11 protein-coding genes and 4 pseudogenes are annotated in these 16,789 nt (G+C 42.7%); 9 read left to right on the plus strand and 6 right to left on the minus strand.

Going from position 1 to position 16,789, the window contains the following annotated elements; genetic code table 11:
* Positions 1-336 precede the first annotated feature (336 nt).
* Positions 337-921 (plus strand): GAF domain-containing protein, encoded by a 585-nt coding sequence (locus HEQ19_10170; GenBank protein WYL99830.1) that lies wholly within the window; start codon positions 337-339, stop codon positions 919-921.
* On the opposite strand, the pseudogene HEQ19_10175 reads toward HEQ19_10170, so the two are convergent.
* Positions 907-1,755, minus strand: a pseudogene (locus tag HEQ19_10175) (transposase). The gene HEQ19_10170 and the pseudogene HEQ19_10175 overlap by 15 nt on opposite strands.
* 47 nt (positions 1,756-1,802) lie before the next feature.
* A pseudogene (locus HEQ19_10180) lies at positions 1,803-2,213 on the minus strand (transposase).
* A gap of 26 nt (positions 2,214-2,239) precedes the next feature.
* Between HEQ19_10180 and HEQ19_10185 the strand changes: the two are divergent.
* Positions 2,240-2,776: pseudogene (locus tag HEQ19_10185) on the plus strand (response regulator).
* Positions 2,777-2,854: 78 nt separating this feature from the next.
* On the opposite strand, the gene HEQ19_10190 reads toward HEQ19_10185, so the two are convergent.
* Positions 2,855-3,481 (minus strand): Uma2 family endonuclease, encoded by a 627-nt coding sequence (locus tag HEQ19_10190; GenBank protein WYL99831.1) that lies wholly within the window; start codon positions 3,479-3,481, stop codon positions 2,855-2,857.
* A 595-nt stretch (positions 3,482-4,076) separates the two neighbouring features.
* Here HEQ19_10190 and HEQ19_10195 point away from each other — a divergent pair.
* Entirely contained in the window at positions 4,077-5,555 is a 1,479-nt protein-coding gene (locus tag HEQ19_10195; GenBank protein WYM03342.1) for a CoA-acylating methylmalonate-semialdehyde dehydrogenase, read from the plus strand.
* Positions 5,556-5,628: 73 nt separating this feature from the next.
* Here the strand turns inward: HEQ19_10195 and HEQ19_10200 are convergent, their stop codons facing one another.
* Positions 5,629-6,069 (minus strand): hypothetical protein, encoded by a 441-nt coding sequence (locus HEQ19_10200; protein ID WYL99832.1) that lies wholly within the window; start codon positions 6,067-6,069, stop codon positions 5,629-5,631.
* Between the two features lie 1,483 nt (positions 6,070-7,552).
* On the opposite strand from HEQ19_10200, the gene HEQ19_10205 reads away from it, so the two are divergent.
* From HEQ19_10205 to HEQ19_10220, 4 genes are all read left to right on the plus strand, one after another.
* On the plus strand, positions 7,553-8,299 hold the full coding sequence (locus HEQ19_10205) for a thioredoxin domain-containing protein (protein WYL99833.1): 747 nt from the start codon (positions 7,553-7,555) through the stop codon (positions 8,297-8,299).
* Positions 8,300-8,485: 186 nt separating this feature from the next.
* Positions 8,486-9,007, plus strand: coding sequence for a DUF29 family protein (locus HEQ19_10210; GenBank protein ID WYL99834.1), 522 nt, complete (start codon positions 8,486-8,488; stop codon positions 9,005-9,007).
* A 209-nt stretch (positions 9,008-9,216) separates the two neighbouring features.
* Complete coding sequence (locus HEQ19_10215; GenBank protein ID WYL99835.1) at positions 9,217-9,462, plus strand: type II toxin-antitoxin system HicB family antitoxin; 246 nt, start codon at positions 9,217-9,219, stop codon at positions 9,460-9,462.
* A gap of 2 nt (positions 9,463-9,464) precedes the next feature.
* Entirely contained in the window at positions 9,465-9,683 is a 219-nt protein-coding gene (locus HEQ19_10220; GenBank protein ID WYL99836.1) for a type II toxin-antitoxin system HicA family toxin, read from the plus strand.
* A gap of 445 nt (positions 9,684-10,128) precedes the next feature.
* On the opposite strand, the gene argJ is transcribed toward HEQ19_10220, so the two are convergent.
* Both argJ and gatB read right to left on the minus strand, forming a co-directional pair.
* On the minus strand, positions 10,129-11,388 hold the full coding sequence (argJ, locus tag HEQ19_10225) for a bifunctional ornithine acetyltransferase/N-acetylglutamate synthase (GenBank protein ID WYL99837.1): 1,260 nt from the start codon (positions 11,386-11,388) through the stop codon (positions 10,129-10,131).
* Between the two features lie 1,768 nt (positions 11,389-13,156).
* A complete protein-coding gene (gene gatB / locus HEQ19_10230; protein ID WYL99838.1) occupies positions 13,157-14,632 on the minus strand; it encodes an Asp-tRNA(Asn)/Glu-tRNA(Gln) amidotransferase subunit GatB in 1,476 nt (491 codons plus the stop codon).
* A 407-nt stretch (positions 14,633-15,039) separates the two neighbouring features.
* Here gatB and HEQ19_10235 point away from each other — a divergent pair.
* A pseudogene (locus HEQ19_10235) lies at positions 15,040-15,258 on the plus strand (hypothetical protein).
* Positions 15,259-15,263: 5 nt separating this feature from the next.
* Positions 15,264-16,598 (plus strand): four-carbon acid sugar kinase family protein, encoded by a 1,335-nt coding sequence (locus HEQ19_10240; GenBank protein WYL99839.1) that lies wholly within the window; start codon positions 15,264-15,266, stop codon positions 16,596-16,598.
* The last annotated feature ends 191 nt before the right edge of the window (positions 16,599-16,789 follow it).

Genomic DNA, 16,789 nt, shown 5'->3' on the forward strand with positions numbered 1-16,789 from the left:
TTAACAAGATTCAAGACTTCGGGAGAAATTTTCTAATTATGCTTTGATTTATAGCGATTCTCATTTTTCACAGGATCTGGAAAACCTCTCTCCTACAAGGAGAACTTTAAATTTTCCGTCTTCCCTCCAAGGGTTGGAGTTGGGGGTGGGGTTAAAGCGTAGGGACATTTACTTTTTTTGAGTGATTGTTCTTCTTCTTATCTTTGCCTGATCACAGTAAATTAGTAAAATGCCAATTTCTAAAGACATTCATCAGCAAGATTTATGTGTTCTGGTGTAGTCGGGGAATAACGGCTACTTGGAATCAGTCAAATTTGAGTTTTTTCATCAAAATTTATGAATCCTATATCTACCAATAATGAAGCAGCGCGACTGGAAGCCTTGGGTGAATATCAGATTCTCGACACTGAACCAGAAGAAGTTTACGACAATATAGTAAAATTAGCGGCATTTATTTGTGACACGCCTATCGCCTTCGTCAATTTCATCGATGAACACCGTCACTGGTTTAAAGCCAAGGTCGGTTTGGAGGTATCGGAAATCCCGCGTAATGTTGAGTCATCTTACCTATGCCAAGAGCAACAGGGAGTTGTAGTAATTTCCGATAGCTTAGTTGAAGCAAAAGCTGATAATTCTGTAGTCATTGGCTATCCTGATGTGCGATTTTATGCGGGTATAGCGCTGAAAAACCCGCAAGGATATATGCTGGGAACTCTCTGCGTGATTGACACAATTCCTCGAGAACTGAGTCAAAAACAAATGGAGTCCTTGGAGGCGCTGAGTCGCTTGGTGATGAACCAACTAGAGCTAAGGCGGAAAGCGATTACCGAACAGCAAAGGGCGTTAAGCGATCGCCAGCGGGTGGAAGAGGAAATGAACTACCCCGCCCTACTTCACTTCGTGACGCTACGCGAACGTTGAGGGCGGGGTTTCTACATCCCCACCCGTAGAGCAAGATTTTTGACGTTTCTTTTGACCTAGTTGCTTTAGACTTCCAGTCTGCTTTCGCTTTTTGGTATCTGAAGTAGAGCCAGAATCATCTACGTCTTTGAGGTTAGTTCCTAGCCCCTGTAGATTCTTTGAATGCCAAAGTAACATCACTTCTGCTGATGCTATATCCCTTTGTTGGGTGTATCCACAATTCCGGCAAATATGTTCTCGCTGGTCTAAAGTTTTCTTTTCTTGATGCCCACATTTAGGGCAAGTTTGGGATGGTTTTACCTGACGTGTAGGCACTTCTACAAATAACCCACCAACATCTGATAATTTTGCTTTTAGAGCATCTTTTATCATTCCCATTCTCACATCAAGAATTGATTTATTTAGACCAGTTTTTTGTTTTTTACGTTTGCCCTTTTTGGCTTTGGCACTCATTTTTTTGACCTCTAGTTTCTCGGACACTACCGTGCTATTACCGCTGATTATCCGTGTAGTTTCCTGGTGAACGAAATTCTGGCGTTGATTAGCAACTTTTCTCGAAAGCTTGCTAATCAACTTTTGTGTTTTCTTCCACCTTCTAGAAGCCTTGACCCTTCTCTGCGAGACGCTACGCGAACGACTGCGCTCAGGGTCAACAGTGAGCGAAGCCGAACTGTTGATCTTCTTTTTGAAATTAGGCGAGCGTTTGCGACGCTTTTTTTTGCTTAATTGTTTATTTTTTTGCTCTGCTTTACGAAAAAACCTAGGGGCAGGAACTAAACCATTTTCTTGTCCATTTGTCCAAGCAATTGCATCGTTACAACCCAGGTCAATAGCATTGACATACTCCCCGGCGTGAACGCACGGGGATTCTAATTCATGGTTCACAGAAATCCGCTTGCTATATTAAGTTTCCCATCAATAGTATTGGCGGTCTTCTCCCCATGCTTTTCATCTGGCGATGCAGATTCCCAATGCCCTTGAGTACTCTTGTTTTGCCACTCAACTCCTAATATCTTCATTCCTTTTTTGAGGATATTAATTGCCGCGTTCGTATCACGGCATATTTCAACTCCACAGTTATAACATGAATGAGTTCGGGTGCTGAGTGACTTTTTCACCCTATGTCCACAATTAGAGCAATCTTGGGAGGTGTAAGCGGGCGTTACTGCTACCACTACCTTATCCCAGATTTTTCCGTAGTAGTCTAGCCATTGAGTGAACTGATACCAACTAGCGTCAGAAATCGATTTAGCCAAATGGTGATTTTTGACCATGTTCGCAATCTTCAAATCTAGCCTTCGGCAACGGCTTCGCCGAACAAGGAACCGGTTTAGGACTTTCCACTGTTCTGGGAATCATCAAAAGTCACGATGGTTTTATCAACGTTTATAGCGAAGTGGGAATTGGCACCCGGTTTCAAGTTTACTTACCAGCGGTAGGGGGTATAGAAACACTAATTTCGGAAAATTCCACAGCCCTAATCGGACATGGAGAACTGATTCTGATTGTCGATGATGAAGTCGCTATTCAGGATATTACGAAAAACTCCCTGGAAACATACAATTACAAAACTATGATAGCTGGTGATGGGATTGAGGCGATCGCTCTCTACGCTAAATACATCGATAAAATTAGCGTCGTACTCATGGATATGATGTTACCCTCCCTAGATGGTTTAACAGCCATCCGCACTTTGAAAAAAATCAACCCCAATATCAAAATCATCGCTACTAGTGGACTCATGTCCAACAATAAGTTGATGGCAGTAGCTGAGGCTGGTGTCACTACCTTTTTGTCTAAACCCTACACCATCAACGAATTATTGCTGGCTTTACAAAAGGTGCTTACTAACTAGGAAATTACTTCCTATCCTTCACCGACAAAACAAGCAACTTAATCTCAAAGAGCGATGCCTATTTGGGCTACGCCATCGCTAACAACCAGCCTTCAAAACTTGTTCAGCCGTCAGTTTCAACTGTGGGAAGGTTGGAGAGACGATGGTTTGACTGCCTCGAAACTGCTGAATTTCATACTCCCCATCCACTAATACACAGATAGAAAGGGTGGGTTGTTTGGGTTTTCCGATGTGTCGAGTACCCCCCAGTCCTGCGTAGTCTGCAATCCAATATTCGGGGATGCCTAAAGCCGCGTAGTCTTCAACCTTACGGGCATAATCATTCTGCCAGTTGCTACTCACAACTTCCGCCACAAATTTAATCGAACTACCCAGAGTCAAGATTGACTGGTCAGACCAAAGCAGTTCTTTGGTAAGTTCATCTCGATTGACAACTGCAACATCAGGTCGAAATGCTGTCATAGCCTTGTTAGAAGGGCGCAATAGTCCTCGCTGAAGGACAAACCAAGGCAAGCCAGTGCCGTCGATCTGCACACAAATCTTTGTGGTGATGAAGGCTGCAACTTCTTCATGCAAGCCTGTTGTTTCCAAGTCGAATACCTCTCCATCAATCAATTCATGGCGGTTATCGCCACCATAATGGTCGATAAACTCTTCAAAGCTAAGTGGCTTCCGTTGTATTGGTTGGTCGATAGCAAGAGTCATAGGTCAACTTAGCCCAATCAATCCCTTCAGTTTACCAGATCCAATATGTGACGGCTGAAGCATCTTATTTCCTGACCCACCCTACGAATTTCACCAGCAGCGAAGAGATCTATATATATTCACAAGATGTCGTCTTTGTCAATCAGCATCCAGCAATTTATTGATTTTTGTAAATTGATGATTTGCTAAATATTGTTAAATTTGCCATTTTTGGGGAAAAAATTAGTTTTATACTACAGGCATTACACCCACAAGGCTTGATTTTACGTGGAAAATTATTTTTGGTCAAACGCTCCCGATATCATGACTTTTCCATACTACACCATCAAGAGCCGATTACTGCGTCAAATAGTTGAGAATAGAGTCAACTATGATAAAACTTAACTTAAATGTAACGGAATATAACAGTAAGTAAAGATTAGAAAATACAAAAAACTCAAGTTGAAAGCGGTTTATATTAAAAAAATTTATTGCGCTTCCCGATAGGACGCTCCGGGAATGGGTGTCCATGTATGATAGGTGGGCGATCGCAACTAATAAAAATTGGTCATCACGCCCAAATGCATAATATATTCATATCGCTGCATCTATAATTATTTCCCTCATGAATACAATCCCCAACTATATCAATGGTCAATGGTATGCATCTAACGCTACAGAATACTTAGATGTGATCAACCCAGCCACAGCAGAAATACTCGCCCAAGTCCCTTTATCATCAGCATCAGAAGTCAATTTAGCCGTAGACGCAGCCGCAGCAGCTTTTGTGACATGGCGTCGCACCCCAACTCCTGAAAGAGTGCAGTATTTATTTAAACTCAAGAATTTGTTAGAAGAAAATTACGAAGATTTAGCACGGACAATTACCCTAGAATGTGGCAAAACTTTGGCTGAATCCCAAGGCGAAATGCGCCGCGCTATTGAAAATGTGGAAGTTTCCTGTGGTATTCCGATGATGATGCAGGGAACTAATCTCGAAGATATTGCTAGGGGTATTGATGAAATGATGATTCGTCAACCTCTGGGTGTAGCGGCGGTAATTTGTCCGTTTAATTTTCCGGGGATGATTCCTTTTTGGTTCTTGCCTTATGCGATCGCCACCGGTAACACTTATATTGTCAAGCCCTCGGAAAAAGTGCCGCTGACGATGCAAAAAATTTTCCAGTTGTTAGAAAAAACTGGTTTACCTCCAGGGGTAATTAATCTAGTAAACGGTGCAAAAACATCTGTCGATGCAATTTTAGCTCATCCCCAAATTCGCGCAATTAGCTTTGTTGGTTCTACACCAGTAGCTAAATATATATATAGTCGAGCAGCCGCAAATGGTAAACGGGTACAATGTCAAGGTGGCGCGAAAAATCCGATTATTGTTTTACCTGATGCAGATATAGAAATGACTACCAAAATTGCTGCTGATAGTGCTTTTGGTTGTGCGGGACAACGTTGTTTAGCTGCGTCTATCGCTGTGACGGTGGGGGAAGCAAGACACAGTTTTACAGAAGCCATAGCCGCAACTGCTAAAAAGCGTGTGGTGGGTAATGGTTTAGAACAAGGCGTGGAAATGGGACCCGTGATTGATGTTCGCAGTAAAACGCGAATTGAGGGGTTAATTCAACAAGGGAAAGATGAAGGTGCAAATTTGTTGGTAGATGGACGAAATCCAAAGATTACTGGTTATGAAAATGGGAATTTTATCCGCCCGACGATTCTGCAAAATGTTAATCCAGCAGGTGAAATCGCCCGCACGGAAATTTTTGGACCAGTGCTGAGTTTAATACATTTAGATAGTATTGATCAGGCGATCGCTCTAGTAAATCAAGGTCAATATGGTAATATGGCTTGTTTATTTACTAGTAGTGGTGCTGCAGCGCGTAAGTTCCGCTATGAAGCGGAGGCTGGTAATATTGGTATTAACATTGGTGTTGCTGCACCGATGGCGTTTTTTCCGTTTAGTGGCTCCAAAGACAGCTTTTTTGGTGATTTACACGGTCAAAGCAATCACGCAGTCGAATTTTTTACCCAAACTAAAGTTGTAGTTGAACGCTGGCCTAGTAGTTGGTCACGTCAATTTTAAGCGCTGACACTGCAACCCCATCTCTGTTTTTGCTCCCCTAAGCGCTTGCGCTTAGGGGTTGGGGGTGGGGTTTTTATCTAACTCTTGACTTTGTATGTCGTCCATCAAGTCCCTGCTTGATCCAATTCAAGCATTCGTATGCGGAGTTGAATAATTTTGGCGCAGCAATATTATTCAATAATTCTGGTGGATAATGGTCATAAAAATATTTACCATCCTCTTGAGAAATGATGATCAAATTATGCTGGTAAATGTAGCGAGACTTAAAACTATCTCCCTGATTGATCAACTCTGAATGTTGGTCAATATGTTCCTTGGCAATGTCAACGATATTCTTGATGCTACTGCCATAGATTTTTGCTGGATTCTCGGTTTTGTGAAATTGGCTTTTATGTCCAATTTCCGACAGCAGTTTATACGAATATATTTCGTAATTATCTGCTTTGCCAAAAACAAATGGAATGATGAGATATCCTTGATATGACACTGAGCTTTCATAAAGAAGACGACTCATCTCAACCTCCTTTGGTATAATTGCCCCCTGAAAAATCGCCTCGATGATATCCACACCAACAGTTAATATATTGCTGTTAGTTATTAGGAGAATATCTATATCCTCCTGGTTATTTCGCCAAGAGGGGTATCCCCCCTTTTTTTGGGATATTTAAAAATATCAAGGCTAAAAAAGTATTTCAATCATCATTATCCCTCATTTTGAAATCAGTAAGCATCAAAAATATTGCAAAAATTAAAAAATCCTGAATTTCATTTTGGAGAGAATTTTAGGTGAGATTTGGGTAATTAACCGTCATATCCAAAACCTCCGCTGTAGGTAGAGGCGCGGTTCCTGCGCCCCTGCTTGTGCTATCCTGAACACACTCACCGTCAACATATCGATAATCTGTAGGGGCGCAAGGCCTTGCGCCCCTACCCACTTGGTGTCAAGTTACAGCAGTTTTTACGTATTTAGACCACACGCTGATATCTGTATTTCTTTGTTCCCGCCCTACGGGACGCTCCGCGTGGATAAGACTTACCCCGCATTTCTCACAAGTCCCAGGCTCGCACTCATCATAATCCTTGCCCAGGATATGTTTCAGGCACTTTTGACAGATTATGTTTTGATTTGTGTGAAAAACCGGAATCTAGATTTTATCAGACTTTGAGAATTCTGGTGAGAAATCCGGGTTACGCACTCGTGATGAAAAATCAAGGGTTTGGGTTGGGCATGGGGCGACAGGCAATACTCCGTAGGATTTGCAGGGGAAGCAGGGGAGGCAAAACTCAACGCCAGCCTCCATTTCTCCCCCTGCTCAAGACAGCTTGCCTCAACCAAGAAATTCCAAAACCTACGCAGTATTGGGGCGACAGGCGCCAGGACCGAAAAATTAACCAACGCCCCATGCCCACAAGGCCTATCTCCACGAATAGCCAAGTGCGTAAGTCCTGATAGAAATAAAACTGGTATTATGCCTCCAACAAAATATTTAAAATTTGTATGTTGCAATTACTTATTGATTGATTTGATTAAGTTGATTGTTTACGAAAAAATGTGATTTGATAAACATTTATACCTAAATTTATTTGAATATTAAAGATATAATAATTGTCGTCTTTTCCTAAACTAAACCGCGTAATTTTACCGAATACATCTCAAATGTTAAAACGATAAACATAAATTATTATAAAGAAAATCTGATACGTTTAAAGACGTATAAGCGGAAAGTCCAAAGTTGGAATTATGCTCAAATGAGGGTGAACTGAGATCAAGGAATGGGTACTATAGCAACCGCCAAAGTGCTTAGGACATTAACTGATGATAAAACCTAGACACAATCAGACTTGTAACCCAGTCCCCAGCGATGCACTGAGCGGTCGTTGTGTCCCCAGTCCCCTGCTATACAAAGCAAAAGCTGTAGGCTAGCAGCTTGTCGTATATATTACTATTACCAGTTTCAGGTAATCTAAGAGAGTGTTGATTTTTCAAGTATTTTGATATGCGTCAATTCTTTCGGCATTTACGATCCTTGGCAGTATTCAGCTTACTGTGTCTAGTCTTAGGCTGGTCATTCCCGGCACAAGCTACAAGTGATATCAATCCTCAGCTAGAACACCAAGTATTACAAATTCTTCGCGAACACCCAGAAGTTATTATCGAATCGGTTCAGAGATACCAACAAAAACAGCAACAGAAACTAAATCAAGTACGACAGGCTTTTTTAGCAGATCTAAAAACTAATCCTCAAGCGGTGATTGGTGAGTCTCCTAGTATCGGATCGGCTGAATCAAAAATTTTGCTAGTGGAATTCTCCGATTTTCAATGTCCCTACTGTGCTGACGCACATACAACTCTCAAGCAGTTGCTAGCAAAGCATCCCAATCAGCTAAGATTGGTCTACAAAAATCTCCCCCTGGTTTCAATTCATGCTGAAGCATTACCAGCAGCCAAAGCTGCTTGGGCTGCAAATCTACAAGGCAAATTTTGGCAATATCATGATGCGCTATTTACCAATCAAAAACAACTGGGTGAAGATTTGTATATAGCTACCGCAAAATCTTTAAATCTCGATTTGCAGAAATTTAACACCGACCGCAATCTTGCTGATACCGCTATTAGCAAAGATATCCAATTAGCTGCAAAAATAGGTATTGCTGGTACACCTTTCTTTGTGATCAGCAGTAAAATTTTATCTGGTGTGGTGCAGTTATCGGATATCGAAAATATCTTGGCTAATCCCCAATAACCCAATACGCTTCAGTTAACGAGAATCGTAGGTTGGGTTGAAAAACGTTTAATAATCGTAAGGTGCGTGATGCTTCGATAAATATTGTACGTAGTCACAAGTCTTGTGGCGTCACGCACCATTCTTTAGTCCTGATTTCAAGTGTTAAATTTAGATTAGCACCTTCAAGTCTTGCAGGCAATACAGATGACACAAGAATTAATCGACCTGAGAAATAGCATCATGGAAGGACGTTATACAGATGCTTTGGCGATTGTAGATGAATTAGAAGGGATGAGTAAACAGGCGAATTTGCGGAATATTCAATCTTATTTAAGGATTCTGCTCATTCATTTAATTAAAAACCAAATAGAACAGCGATTAACAAATTCTTGGGCGGCTTCTATTCGCAATGCTATCCGCGAAATTAAAGCAGTGAATATCAAAGACAATAAAAAATCTTACTACATCAATCAAGATGAATGGGAAACTTTGATAGAAGAGGAAGTGATTGAAGATGCTATAGCTGATGCAAGTCTCGAAGTTCTGAATGGAAAATATACTCGCTCTCAACTGTCAGAAATGGTAGATAGACAGCATCTGGTAATTACAGCCACCAGGTTTCTGGCTTTAACATATACGTATTCACCAAAAGAATTACCAGCGATTATGGATAATAATCTAGCGCAATTGGCTGGTGGGGAAGATTGGATAAATCGGAGAAATTAAAGCGATCGCTCTTTATTTTCTTCAGGTTTTTCTGTTATTGTAACTACAAGGTTTTGATTAAACCAGCCGCTAGACTCTACAATATAGCGTTTCTCGGTCTAGTGAGCTATATCAGAGGAAGCTCCTCGCAAGCGAAGAGGGGGGTGGGGTTCTTTTACCTCACTCAACTGAGAACCGCTATATCAATACACGCAAAGATGATGAGGAAAATGCTGGCAAATTATATTGATAAAGCAATGGAATTAGCCGTTTATGAAATTATCGAAGATGAGGCTAGTTATTGGGGTGAAATTCCTGGTTTGCAGGGAGTATGGGCAAATTATAAAACATTAGAAGGCTGTCGGCGTGAGTTAAGAGAAGCATTAAGCGATTGGTTAGCCTTGCGTTTGCATTTAGGGCTACATATTCCCGTGATTGACGATATTAATTTAAATGAAATTATGCAGATTGTATAAAAATGCCCAGATTAACACCTGTTTCTTGGCAAGATTTAGTCAAGCGTTTGCATGAGTTAGGTTTTGAAGGTCCTTATGCAGGTGGGCGACATCCGCAAATGCGAAGAGGGGATGTGACTGTGATTATTCCTAATCCTCATGAGGGTGATATTAGCGTGGGTTTGTTATCAAGATTGCTGCGACAAGCTGGTGTCTCTAGAGAAGAATGGTTGAGAGAATAAAGTTTGGTTTGAGTGTGTTTAAACGCAGAGGGGCGCGGAGGTAACGCAAAGTGGTTCTTGCGTACTTAGCGTGCTAAATATGTTGAAAAATAAGCTTGAAATCCTTGCTGGGATAAGATGACAGCCATTATTTACTGCCTTTTAGGTCTGATGATTAAAATTTTGGCTATAAGCGCCTGTAAGCCTTGATTTTAAAACAAAGTTATCGACTGTAATTAAAAATTTAGCACGTTAAGTACGCAAGAACCGCATTTGATAGATACCTAAATCACCAAAAGATAAGTTGTATCAGCAATTTATTCCCAGCGATCGCTAATTGAATATTGCTCAGTTAAGAATATTTTTACCTAGAAACTTATCGCCTTGATTTTTCAAATATACTTATGGTGGGCATTGCCCACCATACAAAAACTACATAAACTACAAAAACTTTTCAAACAACCTCTTAAGTTGTATACTCGGCGTTAATCTTCACATAGTCATAACTCAAATCACAACCCCAAGCTTTACCCGCACCATGACCGTTACCAACGCTGACCGCAATAATTACAGGATTATCTACCCGTTGAGTGTTATTTGGTAAAGAAGATTCAGCAGCAATTTGTTTTAAATAAGCACTCGCTGCTGCACGATCAAAAGATAACGGTTGACCATTTTCTAAGAGTAAGAAATCCCCTAATTTAATTTGCAGATTTTCTTGCTCAAAGGGTACATCTGCACGGCCAGCAGCGGCCGCGATGCGTCCCCAGTTGGGGTCACGCCCAAAGATTGCAGACTTAACTAAGGATGAACCAGCAATGGTTTTGGCAATTTGACGCGCTGAGTCTTCATCATGGGCACCTGTGACTTGCACTTCAATTAGACAAGTTGCACCTTCCCCATCACGAGCGATCGCCTTGGCTAAATGCTGGCATACTGCTGTTAACATCGCCTCTAATTTTTCTGCTTCTGTCCCTGGTTCGATAATTGCTGGGGTGCGGGATTGTCCATTGGCGAGGGCGATTAAGCTGTCGTTGGTGCTGGTATCTCCATCAACTGTGATAGAATTAAAGCTTCTGTCCGCCGCCCGACTCACCATTTGTTGCCAAAGCGTGGGTGAAACCGCTGCATCACAGGTGACAAATGCTAGCATGGTTGCCATGTTGGGATGAATCATCCCGGAACCTTTGGCAATACCGCCAATTCTGACTGGGCGTTGGTTTATAGTTGTCTCTAGGGCAATAGATTTTGTCACCAAGTCTGTGGTGATAATTGCCCCTGCGGCTGCATCTGAGCCTGTTTCTGATAGTTCTGCTACTAATTTAGGAATACCATTACGCAAGGCATCCATCTTGATTCTTTGTCCAATCACGCCAGTAGACGCCAGCAGAATCGATTCGGGCGCAATATTCAATTCTTTTGCTAATAACTCAGCACTTTCTTCGGCATCACGCACCCCCTGATTACCTGTGGCTGCGTTTGCTTGTCCAGCGTTGCAAAGTATAGCACGAGCGCTCTGCTTGCCTTGCAAACGTTGACGACAATAGTCTACGCAGGCGGCTTTAACTTGGCTGCTGGTGAACACACCTGCGGCGATCGCTTCTACGTCTGACAATATCAAAGCTAAATCGGGCAATCCCGAAGGTTTCAATCCTGCGGTAATTCCAGCTGCACGATACCCCCTTGGTGCCGTGATTCCACCAGTAATTTCCTGCCAATCTACCATTCTTTTTCCCCCACAACTTTATTAGTGGCTCGACTGGCGATTATATCAAGTCTTGATCACCACTTAATGGTAAGTTGTTAGTTGTTCATGACTACTTGTCTAATGGACAAAAAAAAGGAGAGCCGCTTGGGCTGCTCTCCAGATCATCAGGGTGCATCTACTTAACACAGTATATCATTTTTGGGATGGGGTGCAATACCCCTCATCCAATTTGAGCAGAAAATTTATAAACTTATCTCCGTAATTCTCCCTCCCAAAAAAAAAGGGAGAGCCGCTTGGGCTGCTCTCCAGATCATCAGGGTGCATCTACTTAACACAGTATATCATTTTTGTGATGGGGTGCAATACCCCTCATCTAATTTGAGCAGAAAATTTATAAACTTATCTCCGTAATTCTCCCTCCCAAAAAAAAAAGGGAGAGCCGCTTGGGCTGCTCTCCAGATCATCAGGGTGCATCTACTTAACACAGTATATCATTTTTGTGATGGGGTGCAATACCCCTCATCTAATTTGAGCAGAAAATTTATAAACTTATCTCCGTAATTCTCCCTTCCAAAAAAAAAGGAGAGCCGCTTGGGCTGCTCTCCAGATCATCAGGGTGCATCTACTTAACACAGTATATCATTTTTGGGATGGGGTGCAATACCCCTCATCCAATTTGAGCAGAAAATTTATAAACTTATCTCCGTAATTCTCCCTCCCAAAAAAAAAGGAGAGCCGCTTGGGCTGCTCTCCAGATCATCAGGGTGCATCTACTTAACACAGTATATCACTTTTGGGATGGGGTGCAATACCCCTCATCCAATTTGAGCAGAAAATTTATAAACTTATCTCCGTAATTCTCCCTTCCAAAAAAAAAGGAGAGCCGCTTGGGCTGCTCTCCAGATCATCAGGGTGCATCTACTTAACACAGTATATCACTTTTGGGATGGGGTGCAATACCCCTCATCCAATTTGAGCAGAAAATTTATAAACTTATCTCCGTAATTCTCCCTTCCAAAAAAAAAAGGAGAGCCGCTTGGGCTGCTCTCCAGATCATCAGGGTGCATCTACTTAACACAGTATATCATTTTTCGCATGAGGAGCAATACCCATCATCTAATCTAATTTAGATAAAAAATTATTAAAATATAGTGTTTCCCGACAATTGCCTAGCCTACCCTTATTGAAAAGTTGCAAGATCTGAATTTAGACAAAAAAAAGGAGAGCCACTTGGGCAGATCTCCAGATCATCAGGGTGCATCTACTTAACACAGTATAGCACTTTTGGATTGAAGGGTAAGACCCCTCTTTGTTTATTCTGTAAAGTTTTTGTGAAGAAACTACCGGGAAAATACTAGGCAGAAGTTATTGTCTTCACATTGACACTCTCCTGCCTTTAGGCGAGGAGATTCTTTAAAAGGAGATACCAGGAATGGCATTGCTCGTACCACAACTCCCAGAACCGTTTACCCGTATCCCGGTGTCGTGCGATGCGCGGTGTCAATTGCGCCTACTCCCTCCCAGCAGTGCGTAAACTGCCCATTGGGTCTACTTATCGTATGCTTGTTACTCACTCACTTAATTGTCCTTGCTTGTGGGGGCTGGGACTGGAGTACAGAGTACCGAATTACCCATGTAGAGTAACAGCCTTTTAACCAGAACGTCCCGCCACTGGGAGTTTCACCCACCAATTAAGGTCCTAGTGACTGTGCTGATTATACCATGTAAAGCCGTCCTAGAAGGACGGGGTTTGGGACCCATTTTTCTGATGAGGCCAAAATCAAAGCTAGGTATTGAGTTTTTTCTCCACCAATTCATTAGTCAACTTGGGATCAGCACGCTTATCGGTCTTTTTGAGAACTTGTCCCACAAAGAAGCCTTTGAGGTTGGTGTTACCGTTGCGATACTTTTCTAATTCTTTGGGGTTTGCGGCTATGACTTGATCAACGATGGGTTCTAGGACACTAGGATCGGTGATCAGTTCTTGACCTGCAAAAGCTTTTTCAGGAGAAATACCGGTGAGCAAATCTGGTAATTTTTGTTTAGCTTGAGCGTTGCTGATTGTGCCCTTTTCAATGCGAGTGATGACATCAGCTAGATTGGTAGGAGTCAGAGCAATTTCGGTGATGCTGAGTTTTTGCTTATTGAGATATGCTGCAATATCTTGAGTAATCCAGTTAGCTGCGGCTTTGGGATTTGCGCCAGCGGCGATCGCCGCTTCAAAATAGTCAGCCGCTGTGAGATCTTCAGTCAAGACCCGCGTATCATAAACTGAAAGCCCCAACTCAGTTTCATAACGATGGCGTTTTTGTGCCGGTAATTCTGGTAATTGGCTGTGCCAATTTTCCAATTGTTCCGGAGAAATTTCAATTGGTGCTAAATCTGGTTCAGGGAAGTAACGGTAATCGCTAGAACCTTCTTTAATCCGCATACTAATTGTACGCTGAGAACCTTCTTCCCAGAGGCGAGTTTCTTGGACAATGCGATCGCCTGCTTCTATCGCGGCGATTTGGCGTTCAATCTCATATTCAATCGCCCGTTGGATGGCGTTGAACGAGTTCATGTTTTTAATTTCTACCTTAGTGCCAAATTCCTTTTGTCCCAGTGGACGTACAGAAATATTGACATCGCAGCGTAGAGAACCTTCTTGCATATTGCCGTCACTAACACCCAAATACCGGACAATCCGGCGTAATTCTTGGACATACTCAGCAGCTTCCTGTCCAGAACGCAGATCTGGTTCTGAGACAATTTCTACCAAAGGCACACCCGCACGATTATAGTCTACCAGAGAATAACTAGAACCGGACAGGCGATCGCTTCCTGCATGTACTAATTTTCCGGCATCTTCTTCCATGTGTAGACGGGTGATACCAATGCGCTTACGAACTGGGTTCCCCTCTGCATCTAGCAACTCAATTTCTAACCAGCCATGTTCAGCAATTGGCAAGTCATACTGAGAAATTTGGTAATTTTTCGGTAAATCAGGATAAAAATATTGTTTGCGGTCAAATTTGCTATATGGAGCGATTTGACAATTCAGAGCCAAACCTGCTTTGACAGCGTACTCCAGCACCTTTTGGTTGAGTACAGGTAATACTCCAGGTAAACCCATACAAACCGGGTCGATGTTAGTATTGGGGTCAGCACCAAATGCCGTCGAGCTGGTAGAGAAAATTTTGGTGTTGGTATTGAGCTGACAATGGGTTTCTAGACCAATAATCGCTTCGTAGTCAGTTTTTACAGTTGTAGCAGCAGTCATATAATTATAAGGTCGCCATAATCCCTCTTTAGGGTACTATTGTAGCTTTGCCGTGGCTTACTCCGAATAATGATCAGCTAGCCAGATCTGGAAACACACAAAGCAGTATCTGTTCACTAACCCCGTCCTCAAAGAACGGGGATTGGAATAGCCAATTATTCCAACGTAAGAAGTGAATAGCCCTTTGAGACTCAGCTTGGTACAAACTTCCGAATACTTCCCTAGTTCGGACTATCTTTAAAACCGATTGGCTCGGTTGCTTGTAGAAAGGACATCTTAGCTGCGTTGGGCGAAGGGACTTAAACAGGTTTTCTAGTTCCTGGGATTATCTCCACTCAAAAACTAGATCCCGCAAGGGATGATCAAGTCGTCCTTATAGGACGGGGTTTCTACCCAATATTTCGATGAGAGAAGATTTAGTCCGCGCTGGGAAAACTGAACGGATTTTGCGGGATAATAAAAAATTGCTTGCTCACAATCAAGAGTTATTTGTGAATAATTTAGCGAATCTGCAAGCCTTGCAACTTAGTATTCAGGCTGGCGAATACGCTCAATTTCTTAATGAATCATTGCAGATTGCCCTCGATGTGCAAGCAGAAATTAGCAAATTACAGTCGCCCCGTTGAGTTTAATGACCCTAAAACCAAAAATCATTGTCCTCGATGATGACCCTACGGGTTCGCAAACAGTCCACAGCTGTTTGCTGCTGATGCGTTGGGATGTGGATACTTTAAAATCTGGGTTACAGGATGATTCCCCAATTGTCTTTGTCTTGACTAACACCAGATCTCTCACCCCAGAATCGGCTGCATCTGTTACTCAAGAAGTTTGCCAGAATTTAAAATTGGCGTTAGCATCTGCAGGCATTGACGATTTTCTCGTTGTTAGTCGTTCTGATTCGACTTTGCGGGGACATTACCCAGTGGAAACTGATGTCATAGCTGCAGAACTGGGGCCTTTTGATGCTCATTTTCTCATACCCGCCTTTTTTGAGGCTGGACGCATCACTCGTGACAGCATTCATTACTTGATTATTGATGGTGTACCAACCCCAGTCCATGAAACTGAATTTGCCCTTGATTCAGTTTTCGCCTACCATCATAGTTATTTACCCAAGTACGTAGAAGAAAAGACCAAAGGGCGTATCAATGCCGAGGCGGTAGAAAGGTTTTTACTGACTGATATCCGCGCTGGTAGTCGGGAACGCTTATTAAAACTCAGTGGAAATCACTGTGGTGTGGTCGATGGTGAAACCCAAGCAGACCTCAACGCTTTTGCCGTGGATGTTCTAGCAGCCGCAAGTCTTGGTAAACGCTTTTTGTTTCGCTCTGCTGCCAGTATTTTAACAGCTTTAGCAGCCTTACCGCCCCAACCCATCGCCGCCGAAAATATGGCAGAGTATGTGCGTGGTGGTAAACCGGGCGCGGTCATCGTCGGTTCCCATGTGAAAAAGACAACCCAGCAGTTAGAAGCCTTGTTAACAGTCGAGGGAACAGCGGGAATCGAAATCAATGTTGCTCGATTACTTGATGAAGCGGCAAATCCATCTGCTACACTGCTAACCGAGAGCCTGGAAAATATCCGGGCAGTATACGCAGCTGGTAAAACACCAGTGGTTTATACCAGCCGTCAGGAACTGACTTTTAAGGATGTCAACACACGGTTGGAATTTGGCACCAAGGTATCAGGTTTATTGATGGATATTGTCCGGGGTTTACCATCTGATATCGGATTTTTAATCAGCAAGGGTGGGATTACTTCCAACGATGTCTTGAGTACTGGTCTTTCCTTAACTTCAGCCCGATTACAGGGTCAAATTTTAGCCGGTTGTTCGATGGTTCTGACTCCCTGGAACCATCCCCTGTTTCCCAATTTACCAGTGGTGTTGTTTCCCGGTAATGTCGGCGATGCAGAAGCCTTGGGGACGATTTATCGAAGATTGACAAAAACAGCTGTGAATGCTTAGTGCTGAGTGCTGTTAGCGTCAGGGGGCGTAGCAATACTGCGTAGGTTTTGGAATTTCTTGGTTGAGGCAAGCTCTTGGAGCAGGGGGAGAAATGGAGGTAGGGGAAGAGTTTTGCCTCCCCTGCTTCCCCTGCCTCCCCTGCCTCCCCTGCCTCCCCTGCCTCCCCTGCAAATCCTACGCAGTATTGGGGG

Origin of the sequence: Gloeotrichia echinulata CP02 (assembly GCA_038087035.1) — a bacterium.
In the GTDB taxonomy this organism is placed as follows: Bacteria; Cyanobacteriota; Cyanobacteriia; order Cyanobacteriales; family Nostocaceae; genus Gloeotrichia; species Gloeotrichia echinulata.

What these genes read in the sequence shown, in the direction of transcription:
- HEQ19_10170 (WYL99830.1), top strand. Translation starts at nt 337, where the DNA reads ATGAATCCTATATCTACCAATAATGAAGCAGCGCGACTGGAAGCCTTG.
- HEQ19_10190 (WYL99831.1), bottom strand. Translation starts at nt 3,481, where the DNA reads ATGACTCTTGCTATCGACCAACCAATACAACGGAAGCCACTTAGCTTT.
- HEQ19_10200 (WYL99832.1), bottom strand. Translation starts at nt 6,069, where the DNA reads ATGAGTCGTCTTCTTTATGAAAGCTCAGTGTCATATCAAGGATATCTC.
- HEQ19_10205 (WYL99833.1), top strand. Translation starts at nt 7,553, where the DNA reads ATGCGTCAATTCTTTCGGCATTTACGATCCTTGGCAGTATTCAGCTTA.
- HEQ19_10210 (WYL99834.1), top strand. Translation starts at nt 8,486, where the DNA reads ATGACACAAGAATTAATCGACCTGAGAAATAGCATCATGGAAGGACGT.
- HEQ19_10215 (WYL99835.1), top strand. Translation starts at nt 9,217, where the DNA reads ATGCTGGCAAATTATATTGATAAAGCAATGGAATTAGCCGTTTATGAA.
- HEQ19_10220 (WYL99836.1), top strand. Translation starts at nt 9,465, where the DNA reads ATGCCCAGATTAACACCTGTTTCTTGGCAAGATTTAGTCAAGCGTTTG.
- argJ (WYL99837.1), bottom strand. Translation starts at nt 11,388, where the DNA reads ATGGTAGATTGGCAGGAAATTACTGGTGGAATCACGGCACCAAGGGGG.
- gatB (WYL99838.1), bottom strand. Translation starts at nt 14,632, where the DNA reads ATGACTGCTGCTACAACTGTAAAAACTGACTACGAAGCGATTATTGGT.
- HEQ19_10240 (WYL99839.1), top strand. Translation starts at nt 15,264, where the DNA reads ATGACCCTAAAACCAAAAATCATTGTCCTCGATGATGACCCTACGGGT.